This is a genomic window from Acinetobacter sp. (assembly GCF_036659555.1).
Lineage (GTDB): Bacteria > Pseudomonadota > Gammaproteobacteria > Pseudomonadales > Moraxellaceae > Acinetobacter.
This window is the reverse complement of sequence record NZ_JAVXCI010000031.1, coordinates 1-21,527: the sequence shown is the minus strand read 5'-3', so window position 1 is coordinate 21,527 and position 21,527 is coordinate 1. Positions and strand designations below refer to the sequence as shown.

Here is a 21,527-nt window from a genome sequence, read left to right as displayed (position 1 = left end):
CGGCTTAATAACAATGATGAATGAACAGCTGCAGCGCGGGAGCCTCGCTGTTCAGTCTATAGGATATAGAGGTTGTTAAAATGAAAACACTGAATCAGGCGCATCAAGATTTTAATTTTGACGCTTTAATCGGCGAACAGCTGCGCGGTTCGGCGCAGGCCATCAATGCCTATGTGGAATGCTGCCAGCGCTATGCCGGCCAGCATCAGACTGCGCTGCTCTGGGAAGGGAAAAATGGCGAATCTTCGCAGTGGAGTTTTGAACAGCTGGATGATGCTTCGGGCAAGCTTGGCAATTATTTTAAACGCCTTGGCCTGAAAAAAGGCGACTGCATTGCCGGACTGCTGCCAAGAACGCCTGAACTGCTCATTACGGTCTTGGCCGCATGGCGCATTGGCGCAGTTTATCAGCCGCTGTTTACCGCATTTGAATCTAAAGCTATTGAGCACCGCATCGAAACGGCGCAGACCCAGCTGATAGTAACCAATGCCGATCAGCGTCCGAAACTGAACAGCGTGAAAGCGCCGCATATCCTTACGGTGCAGGCCGGTCAAGCATCGCAGGATGCTGATTTTTGGACTGTGCTGGAACAGCAGCCTGCCGGGTGCGAACCGGAGATGCTGACTTTTGATGATCATTTCCTGATGATGTTTACTTCGGGCACGACCGGCTTGGCGAAATCTGTGCCTGTGCCTTTAAAGGCAGTTTTGGCTTTTAAAGGCTATATGACCCATGCGGTGGATTTGCGCCCAGAAGATTCATTCTGGAATCTGGCCGATCCGGGCTGGGCCTATGGCCTGTATTACGGCATCACCGGGCCGCTGAGCTTGGGCCACAGCATTATTATGGATGAGCGCGCTTTCAGTGTGGATAACGCGCTGCAGATTATCCGGAAATATAAAGTCAGCAATTTAACCGGTTCGCCGACCGCATTCCGCATGTTCTTCGGCTTTAAGGAAAAATTTGACGCCTCCATTAAAGCGCATTTGCGCGTGGTGAGCAGCGCCGGAGAGCCTTTAACGCCGGAAGTCATTCACTGGTTTAATCACGATTTAGGCGTGAATATTTATGATCAGTACGGCCAAACGGAGCTTGGCATGGTGATTGCCAACCACCACGCGCTGGAGCATTATAAAAAAGTCGGTTCGGCAGGCTATGCCATTCCGGGCCACCGTTTTGCAGTGCTGGATAAAGCGCATCAGGAGGTTGAACTGGGCGGGATTGGAACCTTGGCGATTGACTGTTCGCAGTCGCCGCTATTCTGGTTTAGCGGCTATGGCGGCAATAACCGCAAATCATTCGCTGGCCATTATTATTTAACCGGCGATACTGTGCGCTTGAATGAGCAAGGCGGGGTGGATTTTATTGGGCGTGCTGACGATGTCATTACAACGTCAGGCTATCGTGTGGGGCCTTTTGATGTGGAAAGCACATTGCTGGAGTGTGAAGAAGTTTTAGAGTCCGCAGTGGTCGGCAAGCCAGACCTTGAACGCACGGAAATTGTCAAAGCTTTTGTGGTGCTGAAGCCGCAATACGCTGCGTCCGCCGCGCTGATGCAGCAGCTGCAGGATTATGTCCGTTCGCGCTTATCCAAGCATGCTTATCCGAAAGAAATTGAATTTGTGGCCAATTTGCCTAAAACCTCCAGCGGGAAGATTCAGCGCAATTTGCTGAAGCAGCAGGAAATCGCCAAAGTGGAAAATATGCAGAAAGCGGTTTGATGGTTTGGCTGAATAGCACTTGATTCGGGCGCTTTTGATCAGCAAAACTTGCCTGCCAAAGGTAAAAAACCGCCATTAATGGTAATGCTGATCAGTTAAGCGTAATTTCATTATTACTGATTGATAAATCTCCCCTAACCCCTCTTTGAAAAAGAGGGGGATGAACAGCATTGCTGTGCAAGGAATTCAATACCGTATTGAATTTTGAAATGCTCCCTCCTTTGAAAAAGGAGGGTTGAGGAGGATTAAAAATGCTTAACTGACTGGCATTAGCCATTAATGGCGGTTTTGCTTATGCGCTCTGGAATGCGGAAAAGTCAGCCCGCATTTTAAGCATTCGGCAACATACAGGTGCTTCATTTCATATTCAGTGAATTGATGCCTGCATATCAGTTGCTTAAAAGATTTTAACAGCATCGTTTTACTCCAAACGCTCAGGGCCGCCTCTCGGCGGGAAAAAAGGCTTGCAGCTTAGTCTTTCCCAATGTCCGTAAGCACATAGTCTAGGAAATCTATTGCTTACTGCTGCGGTTATCAGGCACTCACAGCTTGCCTGGCATTCAGCGCATGCTCATGGCATCGGCGTGTTTTAAATGAATACCAGATCATCATAGCCTGAATAAAAAATATGTCAAATTTCAATGGTTTATTTTTAATTTGGCTTGCGGTTCGCTGTTGCTGAAAATCATCGAATGAACGCAGGCCAAGCATTTGGCTTTAGCCGGGCGTGCCGCGCGCCGCAGTTTATGGCCTCTAGCCGGTATAACCTGTGCAAATGCCTGCGGAAAAAATAGGCTTTGAAAGACGGATATGCTGAATGCATCCGCCGATTTGACTATACTCACAGCTTCAAATGAAATTCAGCAAAAAGGATGCTTCAGTGAGCCAGCACGATACAGGTTTAGAGTTAAGCGATGAAGAAATGCATCTCTACAGCCGTCAGATCCTGCTGGAGGGCTGGGATTTAGATGCTCAGGAAAGGCTGAAGCTCGCCAATGTGCTGATCGTCGGCTGCGGCGGCATCGGCTGCGCGGCTGCCGAGCTGCTGGCGCGCGCAGGCGTTGGAAAAATCACGCTCATTGATGCGGACAGCATTGAAATCAGCAATCTGCAGCGCCAGATGGCTTTCAGCCAGTCCGATTTGGGTTTTTATAAATCCGAAGTTCTGGCCAAGCGCCTGCAGCAGATTAATCCGCATATTCATGTCAGCAGCATCGCCGCCAAACTGGATGAATCCAATGCTGAACAGCTGATCGCCGCGCAGGATCTGGTGCTGGACGGCTGCGATAATTTCAGCACCCGCTATCTGGTCAATCAGGTGTGCAGGCAGCAGGCTGTGCCGCTCATCAGCGCTTCCGCCATTGGCTTTCAAGGCCAGCTGTTTATGCAGGAAGGCGGTTCTGCCTGCTATGAATGCCTGTTTCCGAAAGGCCAGCATGCCAATGAAAGCCTGCGCTGTGCAGACTCAGGCGTGCTGGCGACTACGCCAAATGTGATGGCCAGCCTGCAGGCGCATCATGCCTTGCTGTATCTGGGCCTAAACCTGACGCCGCTTAAGCAGAAGCTGCTGCTGTGGGATGGCCTCAGCATGAAGCAGCGCATTCTGGGTTTCAGCCATGATGAAAATTGTCCAATTTGTCAGGCAAGATAATCCTGCAAAAACTTTAATTTTTGCTAAACTCACTAGAATTTCTTTTACCTCAGACATTATGAAAAACAATATTTTGTTAGATGGCCTGCGCTCTGTTGCCCGCATGGGGGAAACAGCCGTGGTGGCGGCCAAAGCGGGCATTAAGTACGCCACAGAAAAGCCCAGCAATGCCAAGCTGATGCGCGAAACTTTTGAGTCTTTAGGTTCTACTTATATTAAGCTGGGGCAGTTTATCGCCAGCACGCCGTCATTATTTCCGCGCGAATACGTTGAAGAATTTCAGGGCTGCCTGGATCAGACGCCGTCGCTGCCATTCAGCTATGTGCAGCAGGTGCTGGACGCTGAATTTGCCGGCCGCGACTTGTCGCAGATTTTCGCGTCCATTGATGAAACGCCGCTGGCCTCTGCATCTATTGCGCAGGTGCATGCGGCCAAACTGGTCACTGGCGAAAATGTGGTGCTTAAAGTGCAGAAGCCGGGTGTGGAAACCATTCTGTACACGGACTTGAATGTGCTGCACTGGGCCGCCAAGCTGCTGGAAAAGGCGGTGCCGAAAGTGAAGTTCGCATCGCTGGCGGATATTGTCGATGAAATTAAAACCCGCATGGTGCGCGAGGTGGATTTCATTGAAGAAGCGCAGAATCTGGATGATTTTATCAATTATCTGAATGTGACGAAGAATAGGGCAGCCACAGCGCCGAAAGTTTATCACCAGTTTTCTACGCGCCGCGTGCTGACCATGGAGCGCTTATACGGCGTGCCGCTGACAGATTTTGATGTGGTTAAAAAAGTGGCCAAAGATCCGTCACAGGTGCTGGTGACTGCCATGAACACATGGTTCGGCAGCTTAATGATGTGCGGCAGCTTCCATGCAGACCTGCATGCCGGCAACCTGATGCTGCTGGAAGACGGCCGTGTCGGCTTTATCGACTTCGGCATTGTCGGCCAGCTGAACCCTGAAGTCTGGACAGCCTGCATTGCCTTTATGGATGCGCTGCAGAAAACCGATTATGCGCTGATGGCGGAAAACATGCTGAAGATGGGCATGACCGACAAGAAAATTGACACCAAGGTGTTGGCGGCGGACTTGGAGCGCCTGTTCAGCGGCGTGCTGCTGGCCGATCCGCAGGAATTGCTGACTTCGAATCCGGCAGATTTAAATGACATCATGATGGATATGGTCGGCGTCGGCGAGCGCCACGGCATCCGCTTTCCGCGTGATTTTGCCCTGCTGTTCAAGCAAATGCTGTATTTTGACCGCTTTATGCGCATCCTTGCGCCGTATACCGATATTTATGCAGACCAGCGCCTGCAAATGGTTCAGACCATGGACCCGAATCTGCTGCTGAAGCATTAATTTTAATCTTATTTAAATCCCCCTAAATCCCCCTTTAAGAAAGGGGGATTTTTCACCTAGCTGATTTTTGCAAAACCGCTTAAAACTCCGCCCTTTTTAAAGGGAGGCTGGGAGGGATTCATCACATTAGAGTGAGCATATGGACGCCATTATTATTGAAGGCCTGAAAGTTGATACAGTCGTGGGCTGTTTCAATTGGGAGCGTCAGATTATTCAGCCCCTCATGCTGGATATTACGATTCAGACCAGCCTGGAGCAGGCGTCAAATTCAGACCGGCTGGAAGATACGCTGAACTATGCGGAAATTTGTGAAATTTCCGCGCAAGTGATTCAAAAAGCCCAGCCGGAACTGATTGAACATGCCGCCAAACTGGTGCTTGACGCACTTTTTACTACCTATGCATCGGTGGAATCCATTATGATTACCATCCGTAAGCCTGCCATTATCGCGCAAGCAAATTCTGTAGGAATTCGTCTTGAACGCCACCGAAACGATTTTCGCCCTAGCGCTGGCGAGTAATTTCAATCCGGAACAGCATTTCCGCAGCGCCGTGCAGCAGATTTCAGCGCTGGGCGCTGCGGAATTTTCCAAAATTTATGTGATTCCCTGCCGCGACGGCATAGGCGCAGATTACTGGAACTCAGCCTGCTTGCTGACCAGCCGTTTGGCGCTTGAAGAAATGACCGCTTTGCTGAAAAAAATGGAAGCGGATTCCGGCCGGATCCGTCCATCGCACCAGATTTCTTTAGATGCAGACCTGATCGCATGGGGCAGCCATCTGGATCAAATGCAGTTTAATCCGCAGAAAATGCCTTTGGCTTTGGATGTCAAAATTCCAATGCTGGATTTATGGACGCATGCATTGTTTCAGCACGCAGCCCATTCATTTCCAGCCATTGAAATTTCCGCTGCGCAGGGTTCAACACGAAGCAGTTCAGCGCTAAAATAAAACTGCAAGCGGATACCGCTGCCGATAATTTTAAGGTTTGAAATGCAATATAAATATTTAACCGCTTTGTGCTTAACTGCAACTTTGGGCGGCTGTGCCACTGTGACAGAACAGCCGGCGCAAAGCCTGAAGCAGCAAAATCTGGGAAAGGCTGCCGAACAGCTGCAGCAGGCTGTGCATGGCTATACTCAAGATCAGGCTGCCTACCTCAAGGCATTTGATGATTTAAACGGTGACGGCGTGGATGACGCGGTGGTTTTGCTGCAGGGGCAAAACTGGTGCGGTTCCGGCGGCTGCACCATGCTGATTTTCCGCGGCCTTGATCAGCAGAAATTTCAGCTGGTCAATAAAGTGACCGTTGCCGATGTTCCAATTTATGCGCTGTCGAAAACCAGCCAGGGCTGGAAAAATCTGGCCCTGTACAGCAAAGGCAACGGTACAGTGGTTTTAAAATTTAACGGGCAGGCCTATCCTAACAATCCGTCCCTGCTGCCGAAAGAAACCGCAAAATTTGCGCCTGAGTCATTCAAGCTGCTGATTGGCCAAGACTAAAAACCCGGAAACTTAAGCCGCTGCCGCAGCGCTGCTGTCCCCCCCTGGTTTGAGTAAGTTGAGCAAGTTGAGTCAGCTGCGTAAAATGAACTTTGGATATGCAGGCGGGTTAGCCTGCAAAAGCTGCATTATAGGCGGCGGTGCCTTGCGGTATGTAAGCGCCGTCGGTTAAAGGCTTAATCAGGAAGTATTCTGCTGGCGCGCCGGGCAAAGTTAAATGCGGATGCGCCTGAAAGCCAAAACGCCGGTAGTATTCAGGCTCACCCAAAAGCACGGCGCCTGCGGCCTTGCGCGCTTTTAAAATTTCCAAGCCTGCATGAATCAGCTGCGAGCCAATGCCTTGATTCTGCATGGATGGCAGGACCGAAACCGGGCCAAGCCCATACCACTGTGACGGCTGGCCATTAATGCTGATGGGGGAGAAGGCGATATGTCCCGCAATCTGATTTTGATTTTCAGCAACCAGCGCCAGGCTCATGGCGTTGTTTTCCCGCAGGCGCGCTACGATTAAATGCTCCGTAGGCTGAGCGCCCGGCGCATGGTGCGGATGGTTTAAAAAGGCTGCGTAAATCAGCTTTTCAATAGCAGGGTAATCCTGTGCTGTTTCAGGGCGAATCTTCATGCTTTTATCCATGCTGCTCTATAGGGTGTTTTATCAGCATAAAATAAAGCCTGCTGAAAAAGCAGGCTTAGATTTCAGCAAATATGAAAGCGCTTAAATGTAGTAGCTGGTTTTGGTCATCAGCTTGGAAATAGCCGTCATGGTAATTTTTACCGCCGCCGGCAAATCTACGCCGCCGGCATTTAAAGCCGTGTCGCGGTGATGCAGCTCATCTTCATTCATCTGCACCAGAATCTTGCGTGAACGCTCATCCTGCTGCGGCAATTGGCTGATGTGATGCTGCAGATGCATGCTGACTTGGCGCTCTGTTTCCGCCACAAAGCCAAGGCTGTATTTGTCGCCGGCAATGCCGGCAATCGCGCCCATGCCAAAAGAAAGGCCGTACCAAACAGGGTTCAGCAGGCTGGTATGGCTGTCCAGCTCTTTCAGGCGGTCTTCGCACCAGGCCAAATGGTCCTGTTCTTCAATGGCGGCTTGTTCCATTTCGCGGCGCACATTCGGCAGCTTGGCGGTCAGCGCCTGGCCGTGGTACAGCGCCTGCGCGCAGACTTCGCCGCTGTGATTGACCCGCATCAGCCCCGCAACATGGCGCGCTTCGCTCACCGCAAGTTTGGCATCGGCCTGAACGCCTGGATTTTCTCTATGGGCTGCAGTCGAACCGGGAACTAAGCTGCGCAAAGCCTGATCAAAAGAATGAATCAGCTTGTCGACACCAGTATATTGACGCATGAAATTAACCCTCCAGTGAGTCTTGCGCAGTTTTAAGCATTGGCTTTAAGCGCTGCAGCAGCCAAATGCTAAAAATGGCGCTCAGCACTGCCGTAATGCAGAACAGTATTTTAATATCAATCTTCAGAATGCTTAAGATGATAATCGAGAATATAGCAGAGGATACCATGAAAACGGCATTTAAAATGTTGTTGGCGGCCACCACGCGGGCGCGGTGCGAGCGCGGAGAATAGGCCTGCATCATGGCGTACAGCGGGACAATGTAAAAACCGCCGCTGATGCCGAGCAGGGTCACTGCAAGCATCACATGGTAATAGCTCCAGCCGCCGTGAAAGATTTCAGACAGGCCAAGCAGCGGGCCGGTGCGCTCAGGCACAAAAGACAGGCTGGCAGCCAGATACAGCGCAAACAGCGTCAGCCCGGCAGCGCCCAGCGGCACCATTTTAATATTCACTGCTGAACCGCCGATTCTGCGGCACAGCAGCGAACCGGCGCCAATTCCGACCGAGAACAAAGTCAGCAGCAGGCTGACCACATTTTCAGACGCATGCAGATTCTGCTGGGTCAGCTGCGGAATCTGGGTCAGATAAGTGGCGCCATAGAACCAGTACCAGGAATTACCCAAAAGGATTAAAAAGATGACCGGCAGGCTTTTGGCGTATTTCAGGGTCTGCAGGCTGGTGCGGAAAAAGTTCCAGTCAATTTGAATCTGCGGCGAGGTGACTTCCTGCTTAAGAATACAGCGGCTGGATAAATAGCCTAAGCAAGCTATCACTAAAACCGCTATGCTGATCCACAGCAAATTGCCCTGAGACGCTGAAATCACTGCGCCGCCCAAGATCATGCCAATCAAAATGGCCATGGATGTTCCAGACTGAAACAGGGCATTGCCGGACATCAGCTCATCCGGCTTTAAAATTTCAGGCAGAATGGCGTATTTGATCGGGCCAAAGAAGGTGGAGTGCGTACCCATTAAAAACAGCGCCAGCAAAAGCAGCCATAAATTTCCCAGCAGGAAGCCAGCCGCGCCAATCAGCATAATCAGAATTTCAGCAATTTTCAGCAGCCGCACCAGCTGCGAGCGCTCATATTTGTCCGCCAGCTGTCCGGCCGTTGCAGAAAAAATAAAATAGGGCAAAATAAACAGCAAAGCCGCTAAATTATTTAAGGTGCTGATTTCGGCGGCCTGCTGCTGAATCCAGCCGTAGGTGATGACCAGAAGCAGGGCTTGCTTATATACATTGTCATTCAATGCCCCAAAGAACTGGGTCAAAAACATGGGCAGAAAACGGCGGGTGGCTAGAAGATGTTCGCTGTTCTTCATATGATTAGTGCTGCATTAAGTTTTATTAAGAAATGTGATTGTTTGGTAAAATCTCTAAAAAAATCATGTAAGATACTTTTGGCCTAGGGGATGGTGAAAGCCCGGCTGATTTAAGTTTTTCAGCTCATATTTTTGGCCAACAGCCCCTTACATAATGAATTTGTTTAGAGTTTGCTATGCCTGCAAAAATAAATTTTAAAAAGACAATGCTTCACCTGAGTATGAGTCACATTGTACACCGGCATCATAGCAATAAGCGCCTATGGATGAGCATCTTTTTAACGCTTCTGGCGCAGCAGGGCATGGCAGCCGAAAATCCGGCCAAGCCTGCAGACGCAGCACTGGCGGAACTTGCCGAAGAACTGCAGCGTGATGATGCTGCGCAGCCGCAGCAGCTGGCTATGCCAAAGGCCGCTGAAAAAATGCCAGCCCTGCCTGCGCTTGAGCAAGGCCCGGACAGCATGCAGATGCTGCAGCAGCAGGAAAATTCCGCGGCGCCGATAGAAGCTTTCAAGCCGATTGAATTTGAAGAGCTGGACGATTTGCCTCTAGCGCCAATCGATCAGAACATGGCCAATGAAATCCTGCAGGTGGCGGAAGAAGCCAAGCGCGAAGCGCAGAATTACCGCGCGTCTCAAAATACTGAAAATGCGGTTGCGGATATGACCCAGCAGGAATTGGCGCAAATTAATCAGGCGCCGGTCAATGTCGATCAGCTGATGCAAAGCATCCGCGCGGACAGCGAAATTTCCGTTTCCAGCAACCCCGCTGCCGGCCCGCAGGATGATCCTTTCGCCGCCGTGCTGCCGCTCAGTGATAAAGAGCCGGGCCTCCTGACGCGCCTGTGGTACAAAGTGCGTCCGCCGCGTGAATTGAACACCGCGAAAGTGCCCCGCATTAGCGCAGATGTCGTCATCCGGGCCAGTGAAAATACCAGCGAAGCTTCCAGCAAGGCCTATGCAGCGTCGCTGGAGAATTTAAAAGCCAATATTAAAGGCAAGCTGTCCAGCTTTACCGTGGAGTCCTTCAGCGACTTTCCGTCGGCGCTGCCGCAGCTAAGAGCGCTGTCCAATCAGGCAGCTCAAGCGGTCGGGTTTTATAATCCTGAATTCAAGTTTGAAAAGCTCAGCAGCAGCCGCGTCAGGGTTTCTGTTGTGCCGAACATGCCTGTACTGATTAAAGCGCACGATGTTGAGTTCAGCGGCAGCGGCGCCAATGACGCGCAGTTCCAAGTCATCAGCGTCCTGCCGGATCAGGATGTCGGCGATATTCTGCATCACGGCGCCTATGAAACTACCAAGGCCAGGATTACTGACGCTGCCTCAAATAACGGCTATTTCGATGCCTACTGGCGCCTGCATGATGTCAAAGTCGCGCAGCCGCAAAATACCGCAGACATTAATTTGCGCTATGAAACCGGCGGGCGCTATAAGCTGGGCAATGTGGAATTCCGCATGAGCAATCCAAGCGCCGCGTTTCCGCTGGATCCGGATATTCTGGCAAGCTTAGTCACCTGGGAAGATGGCGCAGATTATACCTCCTGGCGGGTCAATGGCCTGGCCAATAACTTAACCAACTCGCGCTATTTTAATTACACGCTGGTCGATGCTGTGCGTCCAGACCCTATTGAACTGCCTTTAGAGCTGCCGCCGGATCTTCAGGCGCTGGTCGATCAGCATCAGCTGGAAGAAAGCGCAGCTGCGGTGCAGGATAAAAAAGCGGTTGCTTCAAATAAGGAAGTTTCGCAGAGTCTGGTCAATGAAGCGCAGTTTGCCGGCGTCAATGAGCGCGAAAAAAATGGCGCCCTGCGCGCTATGCAGAGCCAGCAGGAGCAGAAAGAGCAGGAACAGGAGCGTTTGCAGGCGCAGGCGCGCGCAGAGAAAAAAGTGCCGGTGATTGTGACCCTGAATGCGGACAAGCTGAACAGCGCTGAAATCGGCGCCGGTTTCGGCACAGACACCGGGCCGCGCCTGCGCGGCCAATACCGGCGCGCTATTGTCAACAGCCGCGGGCATTCCTTTGACGCCAACATGGAAGTTTCAACCATCCGCCAGTCAATAGACGGGCGCTACAACATGCCGTATAAGCATCCGCTGAATGACTATATCAGCCTGGTCGGCGGCTATGAACGCGAAGAGCGTGAAGATGTCGGTCAGGATGTTAGCCTGATGATAGAATCAGCCGTTGCCGGGGCGGACCGCGTGATTAAAAATCCGCGCGGCAGCTGGCAGCAGACCATTGGCGCGCGCTACCGTTTAGACCGCATTACGCAAAGCGGCATTATGGATGCCAGCGAGATTCCGGATGCATTCTTGGTTAATTCCAACAGTGAACAGGAATCTTTGCTGCTGGGCTATGAAGTATCGCGCACCGTCAGCGATAAGCGCGTGAACCCCGGCAAAGGCTTTAAGCAAACCTACAAGGTTGAGCTGGGTTCTGAAAAATTACTATCTGATGCGGATATGGCGATTCTGAGCGCAGGCTGGCGCTTTATTTATTCCCTTGGGGAAAATGACAATCATCAGTTTGTCGGACGCAGCGACATCGGCTATATTTTGACTGAAGATTTTGCCAAAGTGCCGTATAACCTGCGCTATTTTACCGGCGGCGACCAAACGATCCGCGGTTTTGACTATAAAAGCCTGGCCGCTGAAGAAAACGGCTTTAAAGTCGGCGGTCAGGCTTTGGCGGTCGGCTCGCTGGAATATAACTACCAGTTTAAGGAAGGCTGGCGCGCGGCGGTATTCAGCGACGTCGGCAATGCCTATGATAAGGCCTTCAATACCGAAACCGCCTACAGCGCCGGTTTAGGGCTGCGCTGGGCATCGCCGATTGGCCCAATCCGCATTGATGTGGCGGCTGGCCTTTCAGATGAAAATCATCCCGTCCGCATCCATTTCTTTATTGGCTCGCAACTCTAATTTTCAGGTGATTTAAGACCATTATGGCTGAACAAGAACAGCAGCAGGATCAAACTCCGGACAATACGCCAGACGCGCCGCCGAAAAAGCGCGGTATTTTGCGCAGTGTGCTTTTGTCACTGCTGCTGATCGTGCTGCTGCTGGCGGCTGCTTTAGCTGTAATGTTTTCGACCGACAAAGGCAGCAGGTTTCTGCTCGACCGCGTGCTGGAACGCCAGCAGATCATCCGCTATGAATATGAAGGCGGCAATTTGTGGCGCGGCATTATCCTGCGCAATGTCTTGGTCAGCTTGAAGCCTGTCGATGTGAAAATTGACCGGGCGGATGTCCAGCTGGGCTGGCGCGCCATCATCAATAAAGAAATTCATTTGCGCCGCGCAGATGTGCGCAATCTGCAGATTATTACCAAAACACCGCCCAGCGACGAACCGTTTAAGTTCGGTGAAATCCGCCTGCCGTTTGTGCTGCGGGTAGACAGCGCGGATGTTGACCGCCTGCTGATCAAAACGCATGCGGCCGATGTCGATTTTAATGATATTCATTTAAATGAAGCGCTGTGGTCTGGCACTGCGCTGAAATTTGCAGATTCGCGCATGGATATGGGCTACCTGAATGTGCGAAATGCCACAGGCAGCATGAAATTTGAAGGCAAGTATCCGCTCAATGCGACCGCCGTGCTCAATCTTCCGGCCCTGCATGACAGCCTGAATGTCCGTGATATTCAGGTTGCTGCGCGCGGCACGCTGGATACCATTGAAGCCGGCGTGGCTGCCAATACCCCGGACCTGCTGAAGGGCTGGGCCGTGGTGCATCCAATGCGCCCGCATGTGCCGATGCAGGGCGCGCTGAAGTTTAAAAATTACCATTTGCCCTTGCTCACCGAGCAGAAGCTGTTTATTAAAGACGGTGTGGGCCGGTTTAATGGCGATATTAACCGCTTGAATTTAAATGTCATTACAGATTTGACGGGCGAAAACATTCCCAAGGGCCAGTACAATGCCGTAATGCATACCGATCTGGTTCATCAGCTGACAATAGACAGCCTGAATGGCCAGCTGATGAAAGGCGCGGTGAATCTGGCCGGCACAGTCAGCTGGAAAGACCATGTCACTTGGGATATGCAAGGCCGCCTGGACAAGCTGAACCCGAAAGACAAACTGATTCCGCAGGAGGTGCAGGACTTTCTGCCGCCAAGTCTGGATGCAAAAATCGCTTCTAAAGGCAGTCTGGAAAAAGGCCTGCATTTAACCGCATTGGCCGCTTTTGACCGCTATGAAACTTGGAGTCTCAAGCTCGATCAGGCTCCGGAAAAGAATAAAAAAGCCCAGCCGCTGCAGCTGGATGTGTCCTGGAAAAATATTAACCGCGCTGTTCCGTATATTGGCTGGCTTGCCAGCGCATCAGGCAATGCAAAACTGGCATTGGCCGAAGGGCAGCAGAATATTCAGGCCTCCGCCTCCGTTGCGCGCCATGAAAAAGGCCTGCTGCCTGCAGGCCAGTATCAGGCGCAGCTGAATGTAAAAGGCAATAATCTGAATGTGCCGGGCTTCAGCTACATGGCGGAAAAAGGCCTGCTGAAAGGCAGCGCATCGGTGCAGCTGCCGGACAAAAAGCGCCAGCTGAAATGGAATGCCATTTTAAATGCGCAGGATTTCAATCCGCAGACTATTGCCGCCGAAGCGCCGGTTGACCGCCTGAACGGCTCGGTGAAAGCCAGCGGCTACGCCAAGCCGGATCAGCAGATTATTCATTTGGATGCGGTGGATTTGACCGGCCGTTTGGCGCAGCAGAATGAAACGGTGCGTTTGACCGGCAGAAGCACGGCTGCGCTGATGTTCCATAATGAAAAAGCCGGCGGCGGCTTTAAAAGCTTTGCGGTCAATTATGACGGCAGCCTGAATGCCAGCCAAGTGGCGGCCAGTAAAGGCCTGCTCAGCCTTAAAATTTCAGGCACGCCGGAACTGATTAAAATCGCCCAGCTGAAGCATGACGGCGTGGCCGGAAAAATTTTAGCCAGCGGCATGCTGAACCTGAAAAACGGCATCGGCTGGGATGTAAATGCGTCACTGGTGCGCTTTAAGCCGCATTATTTCGCTTCCAATCTGCGCGGCGAACTGTCGGGCAATGTCAAAACGCAGGGCCTTTGGTCAGATGCGCTTAAGCGCGTGCAGATTCAGCGCCTGAACTTGGCCGGCACGCTTAACGGCAAGCCGGTGCGCGGCAAAGGCAATTTGGCGCTGGTGATTGATTCAAATCAAAAAGGCTTTATGCCGCAGCAGTTTGAAGCCAATGATTTATTCCTAGCCTATGCCAGCAACCAGATTCAGGCCAGCGGCAATGCGCAGAACCTGCGCCTGAAAGTCAATGCGCCGGCGCTGTATGAAATTTACGCCGGCCTGCGCGGCCGCGCCTACGGCTATGTGAATATGCAGGTGCAGCCGCGCCTGCAGGCTTCCGCCAATCTGGCGGTAGACAATTTCGGCTTTAACAATTTATTCAGCATCAAAAAAATGCGGGTGCAGGGCCAGCTGCCGACATCGCAAACTGCGCCAACCTTGCTGGTGGCGCGCATGGAGAATCTGCGCAGCGGCACGCGTCAAATCCTGAAGGGGGAAATTTCCCTGGCGGGAACCCGCAGCGCGCATATTTTAAAAGTGGATGCTGAAAATAAGCTGACCAAATTTAAAGTGCAGCTGGCTGGCGGATTCAACGCGCAGAACAATTGGCTGGGCCAGCTTCAGAAAGGCGATTTCGACTCGATGCGCACGCGTCTGGTGCAGCGCCAGAATGCGTCGGTGATCTATACAGCAGCGCAGTCTGACCTGTTTATTGGCGCGCATTGCTGGATGAGCCAGCAAAGCGAACTGTGTTTTGATCAGCCGGTCCGCATCAGTCCAAGCCGCGGCCATGTTTCTTTCATTACCCGCAATGTGGACTTGAATGATTTTGCTGCCTTCATGCCGGAAGGCTTGGCGATTACCGGCAAAGTCAACGGCTATGCCAAAGCGTCATGGGCCGAAGGCGCGCGCCCGAAAATTGACGCGCGCCTGCTGACCCGTGACGGCGTAGTTGGATTGGCTGCTGAAGATCCGCAGTACCTTGGCTCCACCATGAAATATGATGAAGTCAGCCTGATTGCGAAAAGTGTCGCTGATGGCCTGCAGATCCGTCTGGATACCAAAGCGCCGGATATCGGCACGGGCTATGCCAATGTCATTATCGATCCGTATAAAGACAGCAAGCCGATGCGCGGTGAAATTGCATTTAACCAAGTGCAGCTGAAAGTCCTGAAGCCGTTTATTCAGGATGTGCGCTCAATGGGCGGCACATTGTCCTATGCGGGCAAAATCAGCGGCACGCTGGCCGACCCGCTGATGGAGGGTGAAATCCGGGTCAAAGACGGCTCAATCAGCATGATTTCCCTGCCGGTCAATTTAACCAATATTCAGCTGTATTCTTCAGTCCGTCAGGACAGCGCCAGCATCAATGGCGCATTCAACAGCGGCCAGGGCGCCGGCAGGCTGACCGGCTCGGTTGACTGGAAAGATGAGCCGCGCGTGCAGCTGCATCTGAAGGCAAAAGACCTGCTGATCCGTCAGGCGCCGCTGATTACGGCAGTGGTGACGCCGGATTTGAAGCTTGATTTGCTGCCCTTTAAGAAGCGCTTAGTGCTGACCGGCTCGGTTGATGTGCCTAAGGCGCTCATTTCAATGCCGGAAGCCACTGCGCCAGTGGTGAATGTGTCGCCGGATGTGCGCATTGTGCATGAAGGCGATAATCAGCTGGAAATTTTGCGTTCTGCCCGGCCGTGGGATATCCGCGCCGATATTGCCTTAAGTTTGGGCAAGCAGGTGATTTTCCAAGGCTTTGACAGCCGCATTCCGCTCATTGGCCGTTTAAACCTGTCGCAGCGCGGCCTGGAAACAGCCATGCGCGCCAATGGCGCCATTGGCGTGCCGCAGCGCGTCAAGATTGAAGCCTATGGGCAAAGTCTGGATCTGAACCGCGCCATTGCCCGTTTTAATGGGCCATTGGCCAACCCGACGTTGGACATTGACGCCAACAAATCTGTGCAGGGCAGCACGGTCGGTTTCCGCGTAACCGGCACCGCGTCTGGCCCGAATATTCAGATTTATAATGATGCCGGCCTGTCTGAGCAGGAAGCCTTGAATGCATTGATTACCGGCCGCATTAATGAAGGCAGCAGCGGTTTAAGCCAGACAGAAGGCTTTAAATCGGATGTGAACAATACCATTGCGGCCGCCGGCATCAGCATGGGCTTAGGCGGCACACGCGCGCTAACCAACCAAATTGGCCGCACCTTTGGCCTGAGTGGCTTGGCATTGGACGCGCAAGGCACCGGGGATGACACGCAGGTATCTGTAACAGGCTATATCACTCCAGATTTATTCATTCGCTATGGCGTCGGCGTATTTACGCCAGTCAATAAACTGACAATGCGCTATCAAATGAATCAGCGCCTGTATTTGGAGGCCAGCCAGTCCTTAGAGCGCGCAATTGACTTGTTCTACAATTGGCGCTTCTAGCAGCTGTTAAGGCAAAAGCCCGCGCATGAATCTGCTGGGCTTTTGCTTTAAAAAATTGTTTTTTTAATATGTTTGGACGCAATTGAATAGCGGAAATGCTGCAAGATGGGCTGTGGATATCAGGCCTGCATCGTCAAGCGTTAGGCATCAGCTGAATAGCTCAATAAATGCTATTAATAATCATTTGTAATTGTGTGCGGTATTGGCTATGATTGGCTCAAGAACTCAATAAAACAATTTCTTTGCCCAGCCGATGACTCTTAGCTGGGCATTTTTTTATTTCCGTTGCTGCGGATTTAAGGCTTAAGTTTTCCATCATGGCTATTGTGCTTTTACAGTGTGTAAAGCCCTTTCGCTGACGCAGGATAGGGCAGCCTGCTGGGATGATGATCCTCCGGTTTAAATTTCTGCGCGCCGCGCAATATTTTTTGCCACAGTCATATTTCTGAAAGAATTTATTTGTATATTAAGTGAAAATTAAAAACAGCAATACAGTATAAAATTTTAAGCGTGATCGGCCTGTTTAATTTGGGAGAGTTAAACAGGCCTTTTTTATTCAAGCCGGTTTTTTTATTGGCTTATAATTGGGCATTTTAAGTAGCCAGAGCTGGCGTGCTTGTATTCTGCGCACAAAAGCGCGCAATTTATATAAAAAAGAGAATTTTCTGTTTTAAAGCTGCTGCGCTGCTGTTTTTCCGGCATCTTTGATCATCGCTTCCCAAGCTAAAACTCTGCCGGCAGGCAATTTCCAATTAAACTAAATTTCTTAAAATATCAGAAAATTTGAGTGCAAATCAGAGCAAAAAAGCTGTTGATTTAATCAATCATGCAAACTTTTTATCAGCACTGCAATTTCGCATTTAGAGAAATTAAAGCACTTATTTTGTAACAAAAGTGCAGCAAAAAGAGCTTTATTATCACTGCTCTTGTACTTAATTGATGCTAATTTGTGTGACACTTCATTCAATATGTAAGTTTTTTGTTAAGTGTTTAATAATAATGAGGGGAAACATGGCTAAAATTTCTTTAGAAAGCCTAACTGATATTGATGGTTTTATTGCTGCTGCGCTGGTGGACAGTGAAAGCGGCCTTACGCTTGCTGCTCAAGGCAGCAATACAATTGACTTAGAGCTTGCTGCTGCCGGCAATACTGAAATCGTGCGTTCTAAGCGGAAAGTTGCGAAGGCATTGAATTTAAATGATTCAATCGAAGACATTCTGATTACTTTGGGCAGGCAGTACCACCTGATCCGTCCTTTGGATTCAAATGATGCGCTGTTTTTATATTTTGTTTTAGACCGCAGCAAAGCTAATTTAGCAATGGCGCGCCATGAGCTGAAGCATTTTGAAAAAGGATTAGATTTTTCTTAAATTCCAGCAAGGCTATTATCTGAATAAGGCAATAGCCTTTATTATTGCCAATTAAATTATGAATAATTCTATCTATATTTCTGTATTAGGATTAAGCCTGTCTGTCATTAATGATCTAAAAAGAATTATTACTGAACAAATTTTAAATCAATATAAAATAAATTGGACAAATATTGCCGATAAAAATTTGCAAATATTGCTAATTAGCGATGATCTTATTGAACTCACTGATATTAATCGGGTAAATAAAGCGCATCTGCATATTTTAAAATTGAGTAAAAATGAAAATTTGGCAGGTAAAGTCCGAAATAATACGCTGTACTTGCCGCTGCATTCTGCAGGTGAGCTGAGTGAATGGCTGAAGCAGGCGATTATTATTCCTCAGTCATGCCGCGATAAAACCGCTATATCTGGGCCGGAATGCAAAGAACAGCCTAAAAAACCGAAGCTGAGCTGTCAGGCGGTTTATTCTGCTTTTGACAAGGTTTATAGCGAGTACTCAAACATTAATAATTTTATGATTAAAAGCGGGCTGAACATTATTGCGTTTTTTGATGTGAAGAAAAAAGAATTTTATTTAAATACCGATTTAAATAAATTCAATCTCAGCGCGATAGAGGTTGTTCCTGCAGACATAAATAATATTGTTAATTTCAAGTCTAAGTATAAATCAAGCGACTTAAGCCACGGTATCTGGCAGTTTGTATGGAGTTGTTTGGCCTATGAGCTGCCGGAATACAGCAAAGCCTATCAGCTGCTGAGCTGGCCTCAGCCGGCTTTAAAGCAGGAACGCAATGAAGTGCTGAAGATATCTGCATACTTCAGCCGCGGCTGTACCGGCCAATATGTGCAGGAGAAAATGGGGGTTAGCGCAGATACGGTCAACCGCTATCTGTTTGCCTGCGATATTGCCCGGATGATTGGGGAAATTCCTGAGCAGGAAGCGCTGTATATTCAGTCTGATGCCGCCGGAAAAGCGCCTGATCATACTGGGAGAGTGCGCGGTTTCTTCAGTAAATTGCGTAAAAAACTTGGATTATAAGAGGGGATTATGATTCTGCATCAACATAAAATTGTCTTTGCCGGAACAGTGGGGGCTGGCAAAAGCGCAGCCATTAAAGCCCTGTCGAATATCAATGTGCTGTCTACAGAAGCCATGAATACCGATGCTGCATCGCATCAAAAAATATTTACTACGGTGGGAATTGATTATGGTGAATTGGTTTTAGAGGATGGGACAAAAGTCGGCCTGTACGGCACCCCGGGGCAAGAGCGTTTCGATTTTATCTGGAGCGCAATCAGCAAGGGTGCTGTAGGAACGGTTATTTTAATTGACCACAGCGCTGACCATCCAATTGAGAATTTGAATTTTTATTTGGATTACTTTAAGGCGGTCAGTGACAATATTATCATCGGCATTACGCATTTAGATAAAAGGACGCAGAATACTACAGCCATCTACCGCGAGTGGGAAAGCGCAAACAAAGGCAAAGTGTATCCGCTATTTTTTATCGATGGCCGTGTTAAAGAAGATGTGCTGTTGCTGGTCGAAGCTTTAATTGCGAATGCCGAAGCCAGGCTTCTAAGTTAAGGTGCCAGGTCTATGCCATTTAGTGAATTAAACCGTACTGCGCCGCAGGATCTTATCGAATTTGCAGGCCATCATGTCGGCAATATCCTTGCGGATGTTCCCGGTGTTGAATTTGTGATGGCCTGTTTTGCGGATGGTTTCAAGCTGGCTTCCGCTGATAAAAAAAGTGCAGGAAACTCAGGGAAGATCGCCGCTGTCAGCAGTTCTATTTTAGCGATGGTGCAGGCATTTATGGGTGAGATCAGCCTGCATGGCTGCCAAAGCCTGACGCTGGAGGCTGAAAATGGCCAAGCGGTTCTCACAGCTGTTCCCCATGATGAATATCCAATGATTCTGGTTGTTTTGGCATCAAAAGATATATTGCTGGGGCAGCTTTTGTATTGCATTAAAAAGTCGGCTGAAGAAATCAGGCAATTTAACCTGACTGTTCCCGGATAAATAAGCGCCAGTTCAAGTTCGAGCTGGCGCATTTAAATCTGCAATTCATGGGCTTTAGTTTGATTCTGCCGCTATCCGTTCATTCGGGACCATTTCAATGATGCTGAAAAGCAGAATTTCAGGATCAGCTTTTTACTGCGGCGTGAAGTTCCGCTTATCCTGCACAGCGGCCGCTGGATTGATAGACAGGCAGACCGGCTAAAGCGCAGCGGAGAATTTTCCGCCCTGACTTTATGGTTTTGCTTTAATTGATGCATCATCGAACCGCAATTGGGGCGCGCTGATTTGAATTAAAATGACAAATTCATGCTGATCTTTTATAGTGCTGCCATGTAGGAGATTTTTCATGAAAAAGTTACTCGCTTTATCAGTTTTGATTGCGCTGGCTGGCTGTGCAGAGAAAAAGCCTTTAACCCCGGAAGAGCAGTGGCAGGGTTACTGCCGCAGCGTAGGCAACGCCGCGCGCACCATCATGCTTGACCGTCAAAATGCCATTGCCAAAGACAAGGCTGTAGAACACGCAGGCAAAATTGAGGATGAAACCACGAAGAAATTCATCCTCAGCATTATTGATGAAGTGTATGCCTTGCCTGAAGCGGAAATTAAGGGCGATGTAGAAGCGGTGCGTGAAAAAATCCGCAGTGAATTTACAGAAAAATGCATTGCGACGCCGCATGATGAAATGCCGGATTACAAACCGTTCTAAGGAACTAATGCCAGTCAGTTAAGAGATTGACTGGCTTTTTCTTTTTTTAACTTGCGATGTTATTTGATACGCGGAAGCGTCATCCGCAACCTATGTGATCTTTGAAATGGACTGTTTTTGCAATAAAATTATTTAAGTGCAGAAAGTGAACAGGTTTCGCGGATGACAAATGCTTTTGGTTCTTTTGGCGAAACAAAAGAACAAAACGAGCTCCAAAAATGCGATTTAAAGACGGTAAGACTCCGCCGTGAATAGCCTAAAAGGTTAAGAATTTTACGGCGAAACTCCTTAACTGATCAGCATTAGTTCTAAGGAACGGTTTTTTATCTTTTCTTTTAAATAGCCTAAGCAATGCTTAAAATATAACTTGTGACAATTTGCTAAATCTAAAAACTGGAAAAGCTTATCTTTTTAAAGAATAATAAAATTCAGAATTACATAAGCAAGAGGGGGCGCAAATGGATGTTGTAGGCTATATGCATCATGCAGATTTACTCTTGGAAGATGAGCAGGGCGTTGCGATTATCGGCGGCGGCAATTATGTGCTGAGCATTGGGGACCGCGTTTACTTGAAACGGAAATTGCAGGATGCCTCAGAGCGCTATGCAGTCGATATTTCCTTTGCCAGCTCTGGGCATGCAGGTTTATTTGAAGACCAGTGGTTAGTTAAATTCATGGGTTCACGTACAGAATTGCATCAGTATTTGATGCAAACCACAGTACACTAAGGTTGAATATGATTTTCATAAAAAGGCAGGCAGAATTGGATTGCCTTTTTTTATGGCGAAATTAAAGTTGAAAGCCGTTTTTTGCCAAAAATAAGTGTTCTAAGTAAAGGATTTGATTGCTGAATAATCAATGATGCAACATTTAGCTAATAAATAACGGGCATCACGAAGAAACACTTCACTTGCATTAACTTTTAACTGGAATTTTAGTAAAATCAAGCAGTCCATATTATTTGCGAAGCCTTAACATGGCCGGAATTCGCAGGTAATTTTTTAAAAAAGAGGAATAACACTGTGCTAGAAGCTTACCGCCAACACG

17 protein-coding genes are annotated in these 21,527 nt (G+C 49.4%); 14 read left to right on the top strand and 3 right to left on the bottom strand.

What is annotated here, in order from left to right:
- The first annotated feature begins 80 nt into the window (after positions 1-80).
- The 6 genes from RSA72_RS06090 to RSA72_RS06065 all read left to right on the top strand — a co-directional run bounded on the left by RSA72_RS06090 (position 81) and on the right by RSA72_RS06065 (position 6,231).
- The gene (locus tag RSA72_RS06090; RefSeq protein WP_332632883.1) at positions 81-1,721 is read left to right on the top strand and encodes an AMP-binding protein; all 1,641 of its coding nucleotides are present in this window, start codon (positions 81-83) and stop codon (positions 1,719-1,721) included.
- Between the two features lie 922 nt (positions 1,722-2,643).
- Positions 2,644-3,372, top strand: coding sequence for a HesA/MoeB/ThiF family protein (locus RSA72_RS06085; protein ID WP_332623986.1), 729 nt, complete (start codon positions 2,644-2,646; stop codon positions 3,370-3,372).
- 58 nt (positions 3,373-3,430) lie between these two features.
- Positions 3,431-4,729, top strand: coding sequence for an ABC1 kinase family protein (locus tag RSA72_RS06080; protein ID WP_332623985.1), 1,299 nt, complete (start codon positions 3,431-3,433; stop codon positions 4,727-4,729).
- A 139-nt stretch (positions 4,730-4,868) separates the two neighbouring features.
- The gene (folB, locus tag RSA72_RS06075; RefSeq protein ID WP_332632881.1) at positions 4,869-5,249 is read left to right on the top strand and encodes a dihydroneopterin aldolase; all 381 of its coding nucleotides are present in this window, start codon (positions 4,869-4,871) and stop codon (positions 5,247-5,249) included.
- Positions 5,206-5,679, top strand: coding sequence for a 2-amino-4-hydroxy-6-hydroxymethyldihydropteridine diphosphokinase (locus RSA72_RS06070; protein ID WP_332623983.1), 474 nt, complete (start codon positions 5,206-5,208; stop codon positions 5,677-5,679). Before folB ends, RSA72_RS06070 begins: the two co-directional genes overlap by 44 nt.
- A 42-nt stretch (positions 5,680-5,721) precedes the next feature.
- Positions 5,722-6,231: a hypothetical protein gene (locus RSA72_RS06065; protein ID WP_332623982.1), complete on the top strand. Its 510-nt coding sequence runs from the start codon at positions 5,722-5,724 to the stop codon at positions 6,229-6,231.
- Positions 6,232-6,340: 109 nt separating this feature from the next.
- On the opposite strand, the gene RSA72_RS06060 is transcribed toward RSA72_RS06065, so the two are convergent.
- From RSA72_RS06060 to RSA72_RS06050, 3 genes are all read right to left on the bottom strand, one after another.
- The gene (locus RSA72_RS06060) at positions 6,341-6,853 is read right to left on the bottom strand and encodes a GNAT family N-acetyltransferase (protein WP_332623981.1); all 513 of its coding nucleotides are present in this window, start codon (positions 6,851-6,853) and stop codon (positions 6,341-6,343) included.
- Positions 6,854-6,946: 93 nt separating this feature from the next.
- On the bottom strand, positions 6,947-7,582 hold the full coding sequence (coq7, locus tag RSA72_RS06055; protein ID WP_068912551.1) for a 2-polyprenyl-3-methyl-6-methoxy-1,4-benzoquinone monooxygenase: 636 nt from the start codon (positions 7,580-7,582) through the stop codon (positions 6,947-6,949).
- Positions 7,583-7,586: 4 nt separating this feature from the next.
- The gene (locus RSA72_RS06050) at positions 7,587-8,906 is read right to left on the bottom strand and encodes an MFS transporter (protein WP_332632879.1); all 1,320 of its coding nucleotides are present in this window, start codon (positions 8,904-8,906) and stop codon (positions 7,587-7,589) included.
- Between the two features lie 176 nt (positions 8,907-9,082).
- Here RSA72_RS06050 and RSA72_RS06045 point away from each other — a divergent pair, with 176 nt between their 5' ends.
- The 8 genes from RSA72_RS06045 (at position 9,083) to RSA72_RS06010 (ending at position 21,208) form a co-directional block, all read left to right on the top strand.
- The gene (locus RSA72_RS06045) at positions 9,083-11,827 is read left to right on the top strand and encodes an autotransporter assembly complex protein TamA (RefSeq protein WP_332632877.1); all 2,745 of its coding nucleotides are present in this window, start codon (positions 9,083-9,085) and stop codon (positions 11,825-11,827) included.
- Between the two features lie 23 nt (positions 11,828-11,850).
- A complete protein-coding gene (locus RSA72_RS06040) occupies positions 11,851-16,374 on the top strand; it encodes a translocation/assembly module TamB domain-containing protein (RefSeq protein WP_332632875.1) in 4,524 nt (1,507 codons plus the stop codon).
- A gap of 1,011 nt (positions 16,375-17,385) precedes the next feature.
- Positions 17,386-17,745 carry a roadblock/LC7 domain-containing protein gene (locus RSA72_RS06035; RefSeq protein ID WP_332624208.1) on the top strand — a complete coding sequence of 120 codons (360 nt, stop codon included), beginning with the start codon at positions 17,386-17,388 and terminating at the stop codon, positions 17,743-17,745.
- A 289-nt stretch (positions 17,746-18,034) separates the two neighbouring features.
- On the top strand, positions 18,035-18,787 hold the full coding sequence (locus RSA72_RS06030; protein ID WP_332632874.1) for a hypothetical protein: 753 nt from the start codon (positions 18,035-18,037) through the stop codon (positions 18,785-18,787).
- Positions 18,788-18,796: 9 nt separating this feature from the next.
- Positions 18,797-19,336 carry a GTP-binding protein gene (locus RSA72_RS06025; protein WP_332624205.1) on the top strand — a complete coding sequence of 180 codons (540 nt, stop codon included), beginning with the start codon at positions 18,797-18,799 and terminating at the stop codon, positions 19,334-19,336.
- 12 nt (positions 19,337-19,348) lie between these two features.
- On the top strand, positions 19,349-19,774 hold the full coding sequence (locus tag RSA72_RS06020; protein ID WP_332624204.1) for a roadblock/LC7 domain-containing protein: 426 nt from the start codon (positions 19,349-19,351) through the stop codon (positions 19,772-19,774).
- Positions 19,775-20,120: 346 nt separating this feature from the next.
- Positions 20,121-20,480, top strand: a complete 360-nt coding sequence (locus RSA72_RS06015) for a hypothetical protein (protein ID WP_332624203.1) — start codon at positions 20,121-20,123, stop codon at positions 20,478-20,480.
- Between the two features lie 458 nt (positions 20,481-20,938).
- A complete protein-coding gene (locus RSA72_RS06010; RefSeq protein ID WP_332632873.1) occupies positions 20,939-21,208 on the top strand; it encodes a hypothetical protein in 270 nt (89 codons plus the stop codon).
- Positions 21,209-21,527: the final 319 nt, after the last annotated feature.

Coding starts and splice junctions, on each gene's coding strand:
- RSA72_RS06090 (WP_332632883.1), top strand. CDS start 81: ATGAAAACACTGAATCAGGCGCATCAAGATTTTAATTTTGACGCTTTA.
- RSA72_RS06085 (WP_332623986.1), top strand. CDS start 2,644: ATGCATCTCTACAGCCGTCAGATCCTGCTGGAGGGCTGGGATTTAGAT.
- RSA72_RS06080 (WP_332623985.1), top strand. CDS start 3,431: ATGAAAAACAATATTTTGTTAGATGGCCTGCGCTCTGTTGCCCGCATG.
- folB (WP_332632881.1), top strand. CDS start 4,869: ATGGACGCCATTATTATTGAAGGCCTGAAAGTTGATACAGTCGTGGGC.
- RSA72_RS06065 (WP_332623982.1), top strand. CDS start 5,722: ATGCAATATAAATATTTAACCGCTTTGTGCTTAACTGCAACTTTGGGC.
- RSA72_RS06060 (WP_332623981.1), bottom strand. CDS start 6,853: ATGAAGATTCGCCCTGAAACAGCACAGGATTACCCTGCTATTGAAAAG.
- coq7 (WP_068912551.1), bottom strand. CDS start 7,582: ATGCGTCAATATACTGGTGTCGACAAGCTGATTCATTCTTTTGATCAG.
- RSA72_RS06050 (WP_332632879.1), bottom strand. CDS start 8,906: ATGAAGAACAGCGAACATCTTCTAGCCACCCGCCGTTTTCTGCCCATG.
- RSA72_RS06045 (WP_332632877.1), top strand. CDS start 9,083: ATGCCTGCAAAAATAAATTTTAAAAAGACAATGCTTCACCTGAGTATG.
- RSA72_RS06040 (WP_332632875.1), top strand. CDS start 11,851: ATGGCTGAACAAGAACAGCAGCAGGATCAAACTCCGGACAATACGCCA.
- RSA72_RS06035 (WP_332624208.1), top strand. CDS start 17,386: ATGGCTAAAATTTCTTTAGAAAGCCTAACTGATATTGATGGTTTTATT.
- RSA72_RS06025 (WP_332624205.1), top strand. CDS start 18,797: ATGATTCTGCATCAACATAAAATTGTCTTTGCCGGAACAGTGGGGGCT.
- RSA72_RS06020 (WP_332624204.1), top strand. CDS start 19,349: ATGCCATTTAGTGAATTAAACCGTACTGCGCCGCAGGATCTTATCGAA.
- RSA72_RS06015 (WP_332624203.1), top strand. CDS start 20,121: ATGAAAAAGTTACTCGCTTTATCAGTTTTGATTGCGCTGGCTGGCTGT.
- RSA72_RS06010 (WP_332632873.1), top strand. CDS start 20,939: ATGGATGTTGTAGGCTATATGCATCATGCAGATTTACTCTTGGAAGAT.